This is a genomic window from Spirosoma pollinicola, from assembly GCF_002831565.1.
Classification (GTDB): domain Bacteria; phylum Bacteroidota; class Bacteroidia; order Cytophagales; family Spirosomataceae; genus Spirosoma; species Spirosoma pollinicola.
This window is the reverse complement of the sequence record NZ_CP025096.1, coordinates 3,002,080-3,019,379: the sequence shown is the minus strand read 5'-3', so window position 1 is coordinate 3,019,379 and position 17,300 is coordinate 3,002,080. Positions and strand designations below refer to the sequence as shown.

General features: G+C 47.6%; 14 protein-coding genes. 1 reads left to right on the top strand and 13 read right to left on the bottom strand.

All coding sequences use genetic code 11. From position 1 onward, the window contains the following. Positions 1-402 precede the first annotated feature (402 nt). Positions 403-870 (bottom strand): response regulator, encoded by a 468-nt coding sequence (locus CWM47_RS12680; RefSeq protein ID WP_100988330.1) that lies wholly within the window; start codon positions 868-870, stop codon positions 403-405. 701 nt (positions 871-1,571) lie between these two features. On the opposite strand from CWM47_RS12680, the gene CWM47_RS12675 reads away from it, so the two are divergent. Beyond that, positions 1,572-2,054 carry a response regulator gene (locus tag CWM47_RS12675; RefSeq protein ID WP_100988329.1) on the top strand — a complete coding sequence of 161 codons (483 nt, stop codon included), beginning with the start codon at positions 1,572-1,574 and terminating at the stop codon, positions 2,052-2,054. 1 nt (position 2,055) lies between these two features. Here CWM47_RS12675 and CWM47_RS12670 read toward each other — a convergent pair whose 3' ends face one another. The 12 genes from CWM47_RS12670 to CWM47_RS12615 all read right to left on the bottom strand — a co-directional run bounded on the left by CWM47_RS12670 (position 2,056) and on the right by CWM47_RS12615 (position 17,300). Next, entirely contained in the window at positions 2,056-2,904 is an 849-nt protein-coding gene (locus CWM47_RS12670) for a LytTR family transcriptional regulator DNA-binding domain-containing protein (protein ID WP_100988328.1), read from the bottom strand. A gap of 256 nt (positions 2,905-3,160) precedes the next feature. Continuing rightward, complete coding sequence (locus CWM47_RS12665) at positions 3,161-4,849, bottom strand: IPT/TIG domain-containing protein (RefSeq protein ID WP_100988327.1); 1,689 nt, start codon at positions 4,847-4,849, stop codon at positions 3,161-3,163. 48 nt (positions 4,850-4,897) lie between these two features. Next, on the bottom strand, positions 4,898-6,481 hold the full coding sequence (locus CWM47_RS12660) for a hypothetical protein (RefSeq protein WP_100988326.1): 1,584 nt from the start codon (positions 6,479-6,481) through the stop codon (positions 4,898-4,900). Between the two features lie 25 nt (positions 6,482-6,506). Beyond that, on the bottom strand, positions 6,507-7,757 hold the full coding sequence (locus CWM47_RS12655; protein WP_100988325.1) for a glycosyltransferase family 4 protein: 1,251 nt from the start codon (positions 7,755-7,757) through the stop codon (positions 6,507-6,509). An 89-nt stretch (positions 7,758-7,846) separates the two neighbouring features. After that, complete coding sequence (locus CWM47_RS12650) at positions 7,847-9,115, bottom strand: glycosyltransferase family 4 protein (RefSeq protein WP_100988324.1); 1,269 nt, start codon at positions 9,113-9,115, stop codon at positions 7,847-7,849. 78 nt (positions 9,116-9,193) lie between these two features. Next, a complete protein-coding gene (locus CWM47_RS12645) occupies positions 9,194-10,858 on the bottom strand; it encodes a GMC oxidoreductase (protein WP_100988323.1) in 1,665 nt (554 codons plus the stop codon). Next, a complete protein-coding gene (locus tag CWM47_RS12640) occupies positions 10,855-11,742 on the bottom strand; it encodes an aldo/keto reductase (protein ID WP_100988322.1) in 888 nt (295 codons plus the stop codon). The genes CWM47_RS12645 and CWM47_RS12640 overlap by 4 nt, the downstream gene beginning before the upstream one ends. A gap of 54 nt (positions 11,743-11,796) precedes the next feature. Then, on the bottom strand, positions 11,797-13,065 hold the full coding sequence (locus tag CWM47_RS12635; protein ID WP_100988321.1) for a glycosyltransferase family 4 protein: 1,269 nt from the start codon (positions 13,063-13,065) through the stop codon (positions 11,797-11,799). A 4-nt stretch (positions 13,066-13,069) separates the two neighbouring features. After that, positions 13,070-13,954 carry a glycosyltransferase family 2 protein gene (locus CWM47_RS12630; protein WP_100988320.1) on the bottom strand — a complete coding sequence of 295 codons (885 nt, stop codon included), beginning with the start codon at positions 13,952-13,954 and terminating at the stop codon, positions 13,070-13,072. Continuing rightward, positions 13,951-15,210 (bottom strand): O-antigen ligase family protein, encoded by a 1,260-nt coding sequence (locus CWM47_RS12625; RefSeq protein WP_100988319.1) that lies wholly within the window; start codon positions 15,208-15,210, stop codon positions 13,951-13,953. Before CWM47_RS12625 ends, CWM47_RS12630 begins: the two co-directional genes overlap by 4 nt. Next, positions 15,207-16,382, bottom strand: a complete 1,176-nt coding sequence (locus CWM47_RS12620) for a glycosyltransferase family 4 protein (protein ID WP_100988318.1) — start codon at positions 16,380-16,382, stop codon at positions 15,207-15,209. The genes CWM47_RS12625 and CWM47_RS12620 overlap by 4 nt, the downstream gene beginning before the upstream one ends. 9 nt (positions 16,383-16,391) lie before the next feature. Next, the gene (locus tag CWM47_RS12615; RefSeq protein WP_100988317.1) at positions 16,392-17,300 is read right to left on the bottom strand and encodes a glycosyltransferase family 2 protein; all 909 of its coding nucleotides are present in this window, start codon (positions 17,298-17,300) and stop codon (positions 16,392-16,394) included.

The window sequence follows — 17,300 nt, the reverse complement described above, 5'->3', positions numbered from 1 at the left end:
TATAGGTATTCCAATAAACCCGCTCCTGTTTGTTTGATATGAATTATGACCAGCACAATTCATAAACGTGAGTTACTATCAGGTAGACTTTTCTGGCAAAATCCTGTATATTCATACATACTAACAGGAACTAAATCAGGCCAGTAAAGTCAATTGGTAAACCTAACCACATATATTTAAAATTGTTTTTTCATAAACTATTTGTTTACCGTTTAATAAACTTTGACACCACTTTTACACAAAAAAAACCTACCAGTCAGTAAATAAACCTAACCAGTTCAATTTGTGTGGCCAGGCTTTTTTACTTATTGGTAAGTAATGTATAAATATAATTTGGAGGAAAATAGCAATATTGGCAACAGGTAGGCTGTTGCTTGTGTCTGTACTGAACAGGAAAACAGGTTAGTTTGGCTGGTATGGTAGTGTAACAGCTTCCAGCCAATAGCGTCTAAATGTGTAGAAACAATTTAACCACTGGTGATATGAAATAGGCTTAACAATATAGGACGCAATGCTATATGTATATGATCTTGCTACATCCTGACTATCTTCTGAATGACTTAATATGACAATAGGCAACTGCCGGTAAATAGGGTGGCTCTTTATAGATTCCAGCAACATGAATCCATCTTCGTTGCGTGGTAAATACAGATCGGATATGATTAGGCGGGGTAATGGTTTTTCGGACGATGTGCAGCTTTCAAGATAGCTGATAACCTGCATTGTATTATTCATCCAAATAGGTTCTACCTCGGGGAAACACTGCGACAAAGCAGAACGAATAATGAGCCAATTGTCAGCATTATCTTCAACAACTAATATTGGAATTTTGGGTGATTTTCGTTTTCTTATACTGGGTAACTTGGCCATTTTTGGTTGTAATAGTAACTTATGAAAGCGTTTCCTATCAAATATATTAGTAAGGATTCTATATAATGGCGCATACCAACACTATTTACCAGATAATTATCGTACGTGTACTATTTTAATTTTAGAAGTAAATTAAAAATATTATAATGTATATAAAATAAACCTAAAGTGCCAATGAGGGCTTCTGGTTATTAGTCGAATTTAGTCTGTAAAATCGGTTGAACTTTCCCTTAAAACGGGAATACAAGCTGGAAATAGGAAAATTCAAACAGCTTACCCGTATACATGTTCGGCGTAAACAATACTGCTAAAGGCCACAACATCCTGAATAAGATTATGTATTTTCATTAAATTACTGACACACCCGGCATGGCAAGCCGGAGTTAGTTATACAACAATCCCGTAGCAGTTATTCTATGCCCTTCATTTAATGTAAATAGTAAGATCATTTAGTAGTCAGTTAATGAAGTATATATGTAAAGATTGCCCTTTCTCGGCCGCCTTTTTGAATGGGTACAGAATACAGCTTTCAATTAACGAAGTAGATGACCGGAAGGACAGGAGCAACATGCGTTTTTTTGCATGCGTCTTTTGCGAACGGGGAAAAGCGTATTTTTTAGAAATGAACATAGAGTAGCTCGGTTAAATTTATTAATCAATACAGAATATGTAACTTGGATTACTATTCTTTACGTCAACGTATGCGAACCCCCCAACCAAACGAAGCTGTTAAAGCTAACGTCAAGCAAACCAGGGTATTGGTCATTGAAGATAATGAAGATCACTGGGCCTTGATGAATCGGGCTATGCAGCAATGTCTTTCAGAAGTAACGCCCATATTAGCTACTACGACAATAGAAGCACTGGAGATAGTACAAAAGTACAGTATTCAGGAATGGGAATTGCCAAAATTGATTTTACTTGATTTGTACCTGCCAACCCGGGAGGATGGGTGTGAATTTCTTCAGCAAATTAAATCACTCCCATCTCCCTGCAGTCAGATTCCGGTTGTTGTTCTTAGCGCATCCAGCGACCCTGCCGATATTTCAGAATCGTATCAATATGGGGGCTCGTCTTACATTGTAAAGCCAACTGATTTTTCGGGTTGGATTACCTATTTTAACGAGTTACGAATTTACTGGTGGGAAACGGTGACCTTGCCACCGATAAACCTTTCTATTTGATCTACAAAGCTACTTTATTCGTTAGCTCTGTCGCCTTTACCGTCCCTGGCAACGCGGCTGTGTGCAGCCAAAAGCGGCAGATCCGTTCAATTGTTTGCGTGAAGGAAACGTAACCTTCCTGTAAGGAAATAACAGAGTTAGCCTGCCGTCTATAGCCATCGGTCACTAAACTATCTGTTGGTGAAACAAGCAAAATAGTGGGTACCCGGCACAAACGAGAATCCTGTTTCAAGTTTTGTAATGTTTGCAAACGCTCTAACGTCGATGTACGGGCATCCAGCAATAACAGGGCGGGTAATTCTTGTTCAGATACTTGATTAAATAAATCAGGTAGTTGTTTTGCCTGCTGAGTCGTGTGAAATTGATAAGTCGACCAATGCTTTTTCATCATTTGAGCTACCAACAACGCATTTGGCTCATCATCTGTCACCAGCAGAATCGACTGCTGTGCGCCATTCTCTTCACTCCGGTTGGCTGTTTTTGGACTAACCGAAACTTCAACCTGATGTACGACGGCCCTATCGCTAATGGGCGAAAGTCGATAAGCTAATGCATCGACAACCTGATTCCAGCGTCTGCGGCTAACCGGAAAAGTAATACCATTCTCCAGTTGAATCTCTCCCGCCATTTTCTGGCGGGGTGGCTGATGCAGACTTTTCACATAATCCGGATTGATCAAAACAGTTTTATGAGCCCGAATGAACCCTGGTAACTCACATTCTAAATAACTGATGGGTTTGGCCAGAAGCTTCTTCTCGCCATTCCTGAAATGAAGCCAGCTATAATTATTTGCCCCCGATAAGTGGGTAATAAGTTCTGGAAATTGAAGGGCGGGTTTTATGACGCTCATAATAACAATACTTTAAAAGGAAAGCTGTTGCTTTTGCAAAATGTTGGATAAAATGGTATGAATATAGATTTAGTAGGTATATATGCTAATCTAAACCCGTATGTAACTCCCATTCGTTAGCACTGAAAGCAGAACTGGGCGTTTATTTCACCTATAACCAGATGTGATGGAAGCATGTTCATACAAAAGTATAGACATGCTTCCATCGAAATCCGTGGTTTAATCAAACTGTCCGGTCAATGAACGGAGTACCGGTTTATCGGTCGTATGTCATCGTTTGCGGAGCGAAATTTGTCCAGCCTGACGTCCAGTTATCTGTTCCAAAAGCACCACGGTAGGTCACTGGTGTGAAGAACGTATCGGCTATTTTAGTATCCTTCACTGCACCTGTTAGCAAGGGAGAGCCTGTTTGCGGCAAAAAGTTGGGAGCTGTTAGGCTGAAGTTGGCTGCATTCAGTAAAAGCGATGCCGCATCGGCTGTTTGCACAATCTGATTTGCGCGTTCGCCAGTGGCAAAATAAGCTGTCACCTGATCACTTGTCAGTGCACCTGCACCCACTACCGGAGTGAGCACATTGGCCAGAATAATCCCTTTTAAATTCAGCGTACCGCTTGTCAGGTTGGCCTGTGCCCCCGTTGTGGCGCTCGATAGGTGCAGGCCCTCAGGATAACCGTAAATCAGTGAGTTATAAATGCTGATCGCCGTATTGCGCTGCAGATACATACCAGCCTGATAAAGCCCTGTAGTAGGCGCCGTCGAAAAAGCAAAATTACTGAAGTTAGCAAAGGTCGGCGAGGTTTGGGTATAGCCGTTAATGGCCGTCACAGACGTAATGTCACCCGTCTCGGTCGATTGATACGACTCAGCTTCAAATCCATTTGAGCCCGCAGTGCTGCCCACCGCCGGATCACGAAGCGACACGCCAAACTGTGCATTACCTACATAACCCCAGTCGATACTCCAGTCGTCGTCGGTATTCCGGAAGGAAACCAGATTTTTCAGTTTAGCCGTACCACCAAACCACGAAAACGCATCGCTGGCACTATACGACACCTGAACATGGTCGATAACGGTACCTGTACCCACGCCAATGAGGGTCAACCCGCCAAGCCGCGTAGCGGGTGTCGTTGGTTGGGCAGCACCCGCATACTCAATCCGTACGTATTGCAGTGTACCCGAGTTGTCGGCGGGTTCGCCATAAGCTTCTACAGTACCCCGAACGCCATTCGGGTTCACTGCCAGCCTCGATTGGTTTACCGGCGATTTCCCAACCAGAACTACGCCACCCCAGTCGCCGGGAGCGCGTTGACCTGCGGTTTTCGCCGAAGTAAAGATAATTGGTTGAGCTGCCGTGCCCTGTGCAATCAATTGGCCGCGTCGCTCAACGACAAGAGCCCCCGGATAGTTGGTCCCGGCGGGGTCCAGTTCGGGCCCGGAGCCTTTAATAACGGTTCCGGCCTCGATGGTCAGCTTGTAATCGGCAGGTATATACACCATACCCCGAAGCTGATAAATCGTATCTTTTCTCCAGGTCATGTTTGCAAAGGTTGTTCCCTTTACTTCCTTTACCGGTTTCAGAGCCGCCAAAGCAACGGTGAATGAAGCTGCACTCTGGGCAGTTTGCCCGCCGGCCGTTACAGATACCGGACCATTGGCAGCACCTGCGGGTACAATGACAACCAATTGTGTTGATGAAGCCGATACAATAGTGGCTACCACGCCCCCAATACTTACTGTGTTGCTGGCCGGATCGGTGCTGAAGTTAGTACCAGTAACGGTAATGGTGCTCCCAACCGGAGCCGTAGCCGGATCGATACTGGTTATTGATGTAACCGGGGGCGTTGGTGTCGGTGTTGGATCCGGGTCCTTTTTACAGGAGATGATGACTACCGATACGCTCAACAGCAGGAGCAGGACGGTCATTAGTTTTGTGAGATGTTTCATAGCAAGTTGTTAAAAAGTTAATGTTGGATATTATTTGTCAAGCGTTCATTATGACCGCAGTATGCACTCCAGAATCCGATGGCCCTTTATGCCGATCGGGAGTTCCCGGATGATCTGAACCCGGCCGTTTTCAATAAAATGTTCAATCTGGTAATTACTGCTTTCGTCAATTACATAGAAGTGAGGAACCATGGACTGGTTGAAATCCTGACTGGTTAAAATGTTATTGACGTTGTATTTTTCCCGAACAGATTTCAGCACTTTATGCGCTACTGTTGCCTGTAAAATATTGCGTTTGTTCATGGCCGTTTCCCAATCGAGCAGGTAGCGAATCTTTGTTTTTTTGTCGTGAAACCAGATCGGAAGAAAGTAATCGGCCGTTTCGACGAAAACAGGATACCGTTTGTCTAATTGAGGCAGATAGCTTAATACACCACTCGGAAACGCAGTCAGTTTTCGATTCTGGTAGAAAATGAAACCTGCCAGCAAAAGCATGTACAGCGGCAGAAGCCGGGTGGCGAAAGCCAGACGCGGGGCGCTTAGCTGCCAGCGGTCGCGGAAAAAGTAAAAAGCGTACACCAACTGATACACCACCAGCAAATGACCCGGCCACAAATACCGGCTAATGAACACCGACCTGAAGAAGAGCGATACCACGAGCGAAATGATAATGGGCACGAGATAAAAGAAGCCCGCCAGCAGGTAAAACGTAAATGCCTTATCGCGGATAAGCTCCCCGAAACTGCTTTTCACCAGCCGTGGCAGAGCGATATAAGCCCACAGCCCGATAAGTAAGAAGAAGCGGAGGAAAGGCAGAATCTGAAAAACCGACTGGCGCTCCAGCGATGACGACAGGCTTGGTGCCAATTCGCCAACGATGGTAAAGAAGGACGAAAACGTTGGTATCGGAATCCACGAATGCGGCTTGCCAGCTTCGGTTTGAATAACGAAATTCGGATACCATACAACGAGCCAGACCAATAGAACCAGTACATGAACAGCCAGCACAATCAGGTACTGCCTGTTTTTAGACCAGAGCCATAAACCTGCGAAAAAAGCCCCTGAAGCGGCTGCGTAGAACAACCCAAAACTATGGGTGAAAACCAGAAGCAGCGCCAGCAGACCGAAAGCGACGACCAATCCAGCCCGATCCGGCGACGTAATGAGCCGGTGAATCAGCGTAAAATACCCGACACAGACGAGCAGAAACAACGCGTATCCGCGTATCTGCGTCGATAAAGACAAATTCAGATAGGTAAGCGCAACAATAGCCGTAATCAGTACAAAATTTGTTGTCGGGTTGCCAATCAACCGGGTTGTATAGCGATAAAATATGGTCAGCGTGATGGCAAATACGACAACCGTTGCTGCCCGAAGAAATTGCGGGTTCTCTGTTATCAAATGACCAAGCATCCAATATATATTTGGGAAAACAGGGGGATTTTGGTCCATACTGCTGACGAGCGCATCATTCATATGGGTTATCGACGAGTCCGAAATCAGGATATAACTCAGAACTTCATCCATCCACAGCCATTTTTCTTTAAAGAACAACGAACTGATAAGACTAACGGAGACGATAAGCAACAAGGCGAGGCTTAGCCATTGGGTTTCATTTCTTTGCTGTTTCATCTGCGTAGCTATAGTGTTTAATAGCTTATCCTTTATAAGCTGTATCGAGGCTTAGGCTGGTTTGCTTATCGTTCGTGTGTTCGGCAGGTTCCGGATTTACAGGGGCGTGTTTGTAGAGATCAATAAACTGATCGGCAATACGCTCAATGCTGAAGCGGGTTTTTATAACTCGAATTGCGTTAGCTGAATAGTGATCATACAGTTCCTGGTCGCACAGGAGCGTGTCAACTGCACTGACCATCTCTTCGATCTTCGTTACATCGACCAGCAAACCACCGTCTTCTACAACCCAAGCTACAGCTCCACTGTCTTTCCCGGCCACAACCGGCACCCCGTAACTCATGGCTTCGGCCAGTACCATCCCGAATGACTCTTCGAGCGACGCGTGCAATAGCAGCGTGCTTTGGGCTACTTTCTCCAGCACCTCTACATAAGGCGTTGAGCCATGTAATACGACGTTCGGAATCTCATGTTCCCGACAAAAGGCATCGGCATGGGTACCGGGTTCGAAAGCTGTTCCGAAAGCCCACAATACAGCCTCCGGGTGTATCTGCTGAATGCTTTTGAAGGCCAGAAGGGCCTTTTTGTTATTCTTCCGATCGTCCCAGCCGTTAACGACCATACTAATAATAGGCGCCATTGTGGGCGCTGGCGCGGGTTGCTTCTTCGGCATTGGAACCGGATTGGCGATCACCGTTACCAGGGAACTTGTCCATTTTTGCACCGATGCAGCCATGTAGGGCGAAACGGCCGTAAACCGGCGTCCTGTCCGAAACACGTAACGGGCCAGCAACAGATGGAAAAAACGGTTCAGCGTGCGGACGTACTTGAAAATGACCATGGCATTATCGTGTACGGTTATAACGGCATCGGGACTATAGGCCAGCGCTGCCGCAGCATACTCGTATGTCCAGTGCGCATGAACGACATCCGGTTTGTAGCGTTTGAGGATGGTTAACAACTGATTCCGCTCGAAGCGAAAGAAATCGGCCGTTCGACCCGGACGCTTCCCGTTGGGGCTGAATGTACGTTTCCGCTTTGGTGCCACCACAAACGTTAGTTGTTGATCTTCATATACAAACGGTGGCTCATCGTCATTCAACTGGTCGTCCAGCGTAACGGCCAGCACCTTGTGTCCGCGATCGAGGTATTCTTTAATGAGATTACTAATCAGTGGAGCGCCCGCCTGACCTTTGGGGTATGCTCCCATTTTTTGCCGTGCGCTTTCTGTCAGCAGATCATTCGTTGCGATTGAACCTAAAATGCTGATATACATTATTGTGTTTGTTGTTTGACAGGTTTAGTAAATAGCTCTTCCATACTGATTGTGTGCACACACGGCAGCACAACTGATTTTTGGCTGGTTTATTCGGTAAGGTTGCTCATCGCGAGCGGCCTGCGAATAGACTGGTCCAGAATCGGGCTGTAGTACTTCTGGGTGATATGTTTAATTTTCAACTCCCACTTCTGCCGATGCGCAAACAGGAATGCGTTCTGTCCCATTTCCATCCGCTTGGCTTCATTACGGTACATCCATTCAATGGCTTTTGCCAGATTGGCCGCCACGGATTCGGGTTCGGTAACAGGTACTCGTATGCCGGTTGTGTCATCTACTAACTCGGCCTGACCATGCAGAAACAGGGTAACTACCGGAAGAGAGTAGCCCATTGCTTCCATCAATTGAGCCGGTCCGGTATCGCGCAGGCTGGTGAACAAAAAGACATCGGCTTTCCGATAATATTCTTTCACCTGCTCATAGTTTACCTTGCCTACCCAGGTTACCCGGTTTTCCAATTTATACTGCGCAATGTATTCGGGTACGTATTTGCCCATTTCGCCATCGCCAACAATGGTTAAATGAATGGGTAAGCCGGGGTCAACTTTGCTGAGACCATGTAACGAAAGTTCAAGTGCTTTGCGCGGCATCAACCGGCCAACCCAAACCAGTTCGAGCGAATTATGCGAAGGACGAGTGATGGGATCTATCGGGATAAAGTGTTTGCCAACGCCCCCGAATTCCTTCTCAACCTGTTTTGTCCGGCCCAGTCCGTGGATCATTTTTCGGGTATCTTCGTTCCAGGCCAGCACATAGTCGGCATAACGCACCGACTGGTAGCATCCGGGATTGAAACGGAGCATCAGATCACTAACCCAGGATCTCATTTTCTCTTTTGACCAGTACTCTTTAAAATAATGGCGCATGTTGTCCGGCGCTATCTGCCCGCCACCTACCGGCCCGTATATGAAGGGGAGTTTGAGTTTATACAGAAAACTGCCTAATTGAAGACTCGTGTAGCTTACGTGGTGAACCAGGTCGAATTGATGGTCTTTGGTTAATTTTTTTGCCGCTTTCAGGGCAGACCATTGCCAGTACAAGTAGTGAAAATACATACCCAAAAGACCAAACCAGTACGCTTTGTCAATCCACTTCGGAAGGGTCACATACACAAATGTGAGGTTAGGGTAGGGCGATTCCTGTAACTTCTGCTCAATACGGGTTTTACCAAGGTCTCGGGTAAGGCACCAGACCTTGTATCCCTGCTGGCTAATCAGGGATGAATAAAACCACCCATTACCTTCTTCAGATCCTAGATCCGGGATACAGGCATAAGCAGAGATTAGGATTTTTTTCATAACGTGAGTACAGTATTCTTTAAGGTTCTGATTGAATAGAAAGAGGGATGGATTAACCCATAACAACGGTCGTTTCGATTAATCTTTACTTTTTAGATAGTTTGCCAGCAACAGCGCATGAGCAACAATAGTAAGTGTCGGGTTCGCGTGTCCGCCGGTTGGAAATACGGAGGAGCCCGCTATATATAAGTTATCAACACCATATACTTTTGAATTCCTGTCCACAACTCCTGTCTCGGGATTATCAGACATTCGGGTAGTGCCAATATGATGCGATGCCGAATTGAACGTTTTTACCCGTTCACGTAAAAACTGCCGAAGGCCCTTTTCCGAGTAGCGTATCTCGCCCAGCTTTCGGCTAATGAATTTATTGACAAAAAGGGTATGCGTTTTTACCAACGAGTCAATGTCAGCATCCAGAAAGGCAAGTCTTACCTCGGCTCTGGGTACACCAAATGCATCTGTCTGCGAATCAGACAGGCACACCCGGCTATCTCGGTTTGGTGCCTGTTCGGCCTGAAAATACAACCCCCAATAGTCGTTGCGCTTGGAGGGGAGCAGAAAAGGTAACCGGCGTTTAGCCATCCGCTGCATACTGAGCTTCAGTAGGGAAGGGACCTCAAAAAAGCCGTTTTTAGCAATGTTAATAGAATGCTCCTTGAGAGCAGGCATTAACTCTTTCGCCTTGTTAATAGAGCGGGGTACCGATTTCTGGCTGAGTATTGATAATACCGACTTCGCCACAAATCGGGACGAAAACAGCACATCCCGGTGCCCGGTTGTCGTATTGGGATGATATAGGAAAAAGATGGTGTTCAGCAGCTTGTTGGCCTCCTGAGCTGACTCCGGAAACCACCAGCGCCGTCGGCAGTAGATACCCCCGGCGTCCCGTTCAAAGTCGGCCATGAGTTTCCTTTTGTCGGAGAGCTTAACCTCGGCAAAAATGCCGCTGATGTGAACCATGTAGTATCGCCCCACATTGTCGTACTGATTACCGAGACCAGTTGGAAAACGGTCGTTTGTCGAATGCAGTAACAAACGGGCATTTTCGATACCACCCGCTGCCAGTACGAAATTTTTTGCATGAACGGTCAATAAAATCCCCTCCATCGTAACGTCGACGTGGCTGATGCGGCCTGTATCTTCCTGCGTTTGTATCGCTAGAACGTGCGCATCCAGCAATACCTGAATGTTTGTACTGTTTTCAAGCGTTGAGCGGTACGTTTTGCCAAAATGGACCGGGGGGCTCCATCGCTCCAGCGAATACGAAACCAACTCCTCGGAGTCCATACCATCCAGAATTTCCTGTGTGCTTGTTGGAAACGCTTTTTGGGCGTTGAATTCAAACCGACCGATCTGGCATAAGTCAGCGGCTTCGTGGTAATAGGGCAGCAGATCGTTATAGGTAATTGGCCACCCACTATCGGGCACCCATGACCTGGTCTTGAAGTCGATGGATTCGAACGGAATGCAGCGCCCGCCCCAGGCCGACGAGGTGCCGCCAAACTGGCGTCGGCGGTTTTCTTCCAGCGGCTCGTGTGAGCCTCTCGGGTACACGCCACCCCGATATAAATCCTGATTAGCGATGGTTTCTGTCCAGCTTCCGCCTGTCAGTAAGATGACCGAAAGGGGCGATTTGTCCAGGCTCAACGCCATGGATATAGCCGCAGGGCCACTGCCGACAATGCAGATATCGGCGTCGAGTTTCTGGCCTGGCTGAAACGTGTTTTTTGTTACGATCATGACAGGAGTTGGTTAATTCTCGATAACGAAGGCGGCAATGCAGATACATAGCGCAGCGAAGCAATGTTGTGCGCTAAATGCGCCAGATCACTGGTGCCAAAGAGTACGGTATCTATCTTTTTCTCGGCCAGAACAGACGCGATCAAAAACTGAGGAAGTGACATACCCTCCAGTCCATCTAATTCCTGAATGGCTTTTTCCTGCTGGTTAAATTTTCCCTGAAGTGATTTGTAAGGGCGTAGCACCTGATTCCCCACTACCGGAATGTTATGCATTCGGCACAGATCGAGTATTGGTGAATCAGAACCCTCCTGCCAGGCTGTGGATGTTTGCACGAGCTGAACCTGTCCGCTGCGAATGCCTTCTTCCACCACCCGATAATCGTTGGACGATACCCCGGTATAACGGGCCAGCCCTTGCTGCCTGATTTTCGCCAGTCCTTCCCAAGAGTCGGCGTTGGCAATATCGTCCCAGCTCGGTTCGTGCAGCAGAAACGCATCGACAGCATCGACGCTAAGGCGTTTGGCGCTTTTTTGAACACTGCTAATCAGGTAAGCAGCACTATAATTATTTTTAGTCCCTGTCCGCTGCTTTATCTTTTTGACAACCTGGTTGAGGGGCGACATCCAGCCGGGCGCGTTCACACAAGGCAACCCCGCTTTGGTTACGACAAAAAACGGCAGGCCCGTTTTCTTCAGGCATCTTGCAATCAATCGTTCCGAATCGCCCGACCCATAAAAATCGGCCGTGTCGATTAGGTTAACTCCTCGTTCGGAAGCCAGATGAAGCAACCCGGCAAAAAAGTCTGGGGTAAGCCGACTTCCCAGCGAGGCTGCCCGACTCGTGCCAATACCTAAGGACGAAAGTTGATCCAGGGTAATCATGTTGAGAAGTTTTAAATTAAATATCGTTGAGTTAATAGAATCAGGCTCTGGTAATTACCCTCGTTTGAGGGAAGCCGAATACGTAGTTGTTTTCGATAGTACAGCCGGGTATAGTTCGTCGATAAACGTTCTTATTTTGGTTTCCCAAAGTTGCGTTTGAGCGAAAGCGTAACCCGCCTGGCCCATTTCCAGTCGTTGGGTAGGGTGAGCGTACATCCACTCGATGGCTTTCGCCAGATCGGCTACAACCTGTTCTTCATTGATGACCTGCACACGAATACCTGTGTCTTCATTGACCAGTTCAGCCTGACCGTGTAAATCCAGCGTAACGACCGGCAGCGAATAAGCCATAGCTTCCAGTATCTGGTGCGGACAGGAATCGCGCAGGCTCGTGAAAAAGAACACGTCCGATTGTTCGTAGTAATTCTTCACTTCCTGGAAGGTCACATGGCCAACCCAGTTGATGCGGTCCCTAACCCCATATCGTTCAATGTACTGCGGCACCTGATCGGCCATTTCGCCTTTGCCGCCAACGATGGTCAGCATTACGGGAATGTTTGCGTCCACTTTACCCAGGGCCTGGATGGTTAGCTCAAGGGCTTTACGGGGCAGCAATCGACCTGTCCAAAGCAGTTTCAGCGTACTGTCGGGATAATGTTCAACGGCCTTTTCAGGCAAAAACGTTGAATTTAACCCGGCATCCCATATCCGGTCGATGGGTAATTTGGGTCGTAATTTTTTTGCCAGTTTATAGGTAACTTCATTGGTCACGACCAGCCGATCGGCAGTTTGTACTGACTTATAAAAGCCGGGATTCGTGTATTGCAAAATTGTGCTGACCCAATCGCGCATCCACTCCCGCGACCAGTAAGCGCCAAAGTACCGTTTCATGTTTTTTGGCGCTTTCTGCCCGCCACCTACCGGCCCGAAAATGAACGGCTTCCGAAGTTTATACATGAAACTTCCCAACTGGATGCTGCCGTAAGTAACATGGTGTACAATATCAAACCCATGCTGTTGGTCCAGCTTTCGGGCTAGTTTCATCGCACTCCACTGCCAGTAGATGTAATGAAAATACATCCCGATCAGATTGGAGTTGCAGAATTTGTCGACCCAGGCCGGAAGCAGCACATAATGAACCATCAGGTTTGGGAAAAGGCCATTTGCCAGCATTGGGTCAATCGTGGCTTTCCCATCCTTTTTTGTCAAACAATGTACTTCCAGTTCATTCAGGCTGAGTGTGGTTGCATACGTCCAGCCCGTCCCCTCTTCGGAGCCGTGATTGGGCAGGCAGGCGTAAGCAGATAAAAGCACTTTTTTCATACACTTATAGTGGTTTCATAATCCGGACTTTGCGCAGTAAAAAACCAGTGCAAATCCGGGCGACGTCGAAGCAGAAATAAAGAGCTTTCGTCTTGGAATGATCAATAGCAAAATTGTAGCGAACCCGCAGGTTGGTTGGCGACTTTATGGACGTAAAGCCATTGATAAACTCTTTGAAGGTTATCTTCCGCTCAACCTGAATACCGGTTGCTTTTACATATTCATACACTACACTGGATACATTGACAATGAGCCGGTAGCCAGCCTTGCGAGCCCGTACCGAAAACTCGATGTCTGACATATAGTGGATGTATTTCTTGGAATCATACAGACCAATCTTGTCGAAAATCTCCATGGGAATAAGCGTGCCCCGGCCGGGTAGCGAGTGCGATTCAACGAATGACGTACGTGAAGCCAACTCGCGGTAACTGCTGTTATAATCCTCTGACAGGTGACGTCCACCGGCAGTATACAGCTCAAAGGCAGCACCGGCATATTCCAGCTTTTCGGGGTTATCGCTATCGACGCTTACAGAGCCAACCAGACATGGCTTATGTTTCCGGAAGGCATCCAGCATGGTTTGCAGGTAATCGGGTGCCACGCGGGTGTCGTCGTTCAGGGTCAATATGAAATTTTCCTGCTGTTTATCCTCGTGTTTCTGTGCGTACCGAATACCCCAGTTTGTCGCTTCTGTCCACCATAAATTGCCATCGCCTTTCAGGACAACGACGTCCGGAAATTCCTGCTCGATCATCGTGTCGGTTCCATCGGTAGACCCATCGTCGACTACGATAATCTGAAAGTTTCGGTATGTCTGAACAGACAGACACTCCAGGCATTGCCGGGTAAATTCTAAGCGGTTGTGGACAGGGATAACGATACTGATCATATTATTTCGTGTTTTGTAGTCAATCTAAAAGAAGGTATAACGGAATCATCAACGATGTCAACCGTCTGGTAGTCCGTCGAACTGTCGTCAGATGGCTGTTTGCGGGCGTAGTACATACCGAGACCCACAAAGCCCCAGAAAAAAACCGGTAACTGGTACGAAACGGCGTAAATCAGGCCACTGATGAGAAAACAGAACAGAACGGTTTGCTCAATAGAAAAAACCTTGTTCCGGCGGTATATGGCCACTAGCGTACCGAGGATGATCAGCAGGTTAATGGCTAGTCCAACGGCCCCATAGTTATAGAGCATGTCGATATACTGCGAGTGGATAATGGTTCCTTTTTCGGGAAAATCTTCATTCTCCATAATCTCGCCGTTGTCGTACCCGACATAGCGCCAGCCCAGTATGGGTTTGTCGGGAATCTTACTTAAATAATACTCCGACTGCTCCAGACGCCAGCTACCCGTGTTGTCTTCTTTAGGGTCCAGAATACCCCCAATGTTTTCCATAAACGCGTTGACTTTGTTTCCCGGCATCACGGCCAGCGCAGGCGCCAACAGAATAAGTAATACGACAAACGTGCCCAGCGTGCGACCTACTGGAAAACCGCCCGTCGAAAGTTTACCTATCACTGACAGGCCCGCCACCACGCCAATCGCGATGATAGCCGCCGAGATAACGGAACGGTGCAGGAGGAACACAATAAAGGCGAAGGTGAAAAGCATCCACAGCAGATCGGGGATTTTACGATCCTTCAGATACATCATCAAATAGTATACGCACGGAATAACCAGATACAGGGCTTCGTTGGAGGTTACGGTTCGGCTTTCGGACGTTAGGTTATAACTGAAAATCTGACCCAGAAACAACTGGTTAATAATGTAAAAAGCGAAAATCAGGTAGTTGGCCCACTGAATCTTCAATTCTCCGGCTTGTGTGGCGACCGCATAGGTCATTAACGCTAATCCGCAATAGGCAAAGCGCTTGATAACGAAATAAGAATAAACAAACTGCCCGTATTCGTATTTGGATTCCAGTACCAGGCCAATTACGCCCAGTACGAGCAGCCAGGCCACTATTTTGTACAGAGATGGTTGACGGAAATAATAAATGACCAGCGCGATAATGCCAATTAGGGTTGTGCCGCTAACCGCTTTATCGAGCAACGGGTTGAGCGCATTACCCCCGTAAATGAGCGCGCTCATCCCGAATAGCAACACAAATAAGACAACCCGATAGATCCAGATTTTCATGATACAGGGGCAAGATGGGCAACAGCAGGAGCAGGCTCCCCAAGTAGTTGCCGATAAAATGAAAGCATTTTGTCCAGGTTAATTTGCGAGTCGAATACTTTCGCAGCATAAGCTGACTGAACGCGGGCCAGTTGCTGGCGCTTCTCCGCGTCGAAATACGTCAAAACCTCGTCGGTCAATTCGACAACCGTTGCTCCATGCAGAGCGCCTGCACCATCGGGCAGCATTTCCGGAATGCCGCCAACCGGCAAAGCCAGAACCGGCGTGCCAACGGCAAACGACTCGATGAGTGAGTACGGGCAATTGTCGTTCAGTGAGGTATGAATGTACAGATCACTTTGAGCGACCAACCGCCAGGGCTCTGCCTGTTGACCGTAAAACGTGACATAGTCCGTTAGCGAAAATTGGTTGGCCATCTGCGTGTACTCAGCCCGTTTCGGGCCGTCGCCAATCAGCCGTATGTGAAAATTGGTTGTGCCCCGCCGAATCAGTTCGCGACCAATCTGGAGCAACAACTGCTGATTTTTCCGTTCGTCGATATAGCCTACGTTGCAGATGATCAGTTTCCCTGTTTCTGTCGGATTAGCGGTTTCTTTAGCGTTGACAGGCGCGTTTAAGCGAACCGAATTAGGCAGAATCAATTTGTTGATGTTGCCGGGTAACAGGTGCTTCGACTTGATATAGGCGTACTCTGACCCAAACAAATAGTTTTTGACGTGTGAGAACAGGTAGCGGTACCAGGCCGTTAGCTGCTTCGTGAAACCTGATTTAAGCGCATGGGTATCTACCAGCTCATGAACGGGATCATCGTTGAAATGACAGGTTAGCACAACGGGTGTGTTCCGACCCAGGGCCATCCAGGCCGCTACGCCTGAACGAACGTCCTGTGCATGAATAAGGTCGAAATGAGATTGCCGCAGTTTGCGGGTAGACAGATAGATGCCCGTGAAATAAGCGAACTCATCATATACAACATAAAACGCCCCGCCCAACGGGCGCATCAACCGCTTCAATACACCAAGGCATTTGCGCCAGATTACCGGGGTATTGGTGGCATCGACCATATGGACATTCACACCGGCACTCGTCAAATCATTGACAAGTATGTTGGTGGAAGTGACCACGCCCGAGGGCGATGTTGGCGATAGATAAGTTGCAATAAGTACGTTCATAAGGCAGGATTATTTATGCATAAACCGATAGAGCCGTAGGGTCAAAATTGTCTCTGGCCGTTTGCGGAAATTGTTAAGCATGCTGTCAAAAGCCGCTTCCCCGTAGAGCAAAAAGTTATATATCCGGTTCTTGCGTTTTTCCATCATCTGTTGCAGGGTTTCCCGTACGGACCACTGTAGAAAAACCAGGTTGCCATACTTATCGCCATGCATATTCTGAAACACCCGACGCTGATTCCGAACGGCATAGTATTGTTTCCAGGCACCGGGCCAGGGAATACCGTTCCGATCAAACGAAGGCGGGTGGTAGAATACCGAATTAGGTACGGTAACCACCGGAAAGCCCATTTTTTGAGCGCGGGTCATATACTCGACTTCATCACCCCAGATAAACAACTTCTCGTCGGGTATACCAATCGTCCGAATCACTTCCGAACTAATCAGCGTGCCGTTAAAAAGTGACGCCACTCCATACACCAAATCGAACGATGTCATATCAGTTACCTGTCGGTAGCTGCGATTCGGGCGATCCACATAAAAGGCGAGCTCTGCATCATCTTTTGTACTAACCGACATGCAGTTTTTAATGCAGGGGCCAATGTTTGGGGATTCAAGCAGTTCCTGAAGCGCATTGGGCGCTGCCAGGCAATCGTCGTCCATACACCAGAGCAGATCGAAGTCGGCCTGGTAGGCGGTCTTGATACCGGTCGCAAAACCACCGGCACCGCCCAGATTAGCCTGCGTAATAACGCGCAGGGTTGATTGATCAGCCAGCCACTCCGCTGTTCCATCTGTGCTGCCATTATTGATAACCAAAATGGCATCGAGCAGACGGGTTTGCTTTTGGAGACTGTCAATGCATTTTTTTAGATCGTTGAGTCGGTTGTATGTTACTACAACGGCGGCCACTGTTTGCAT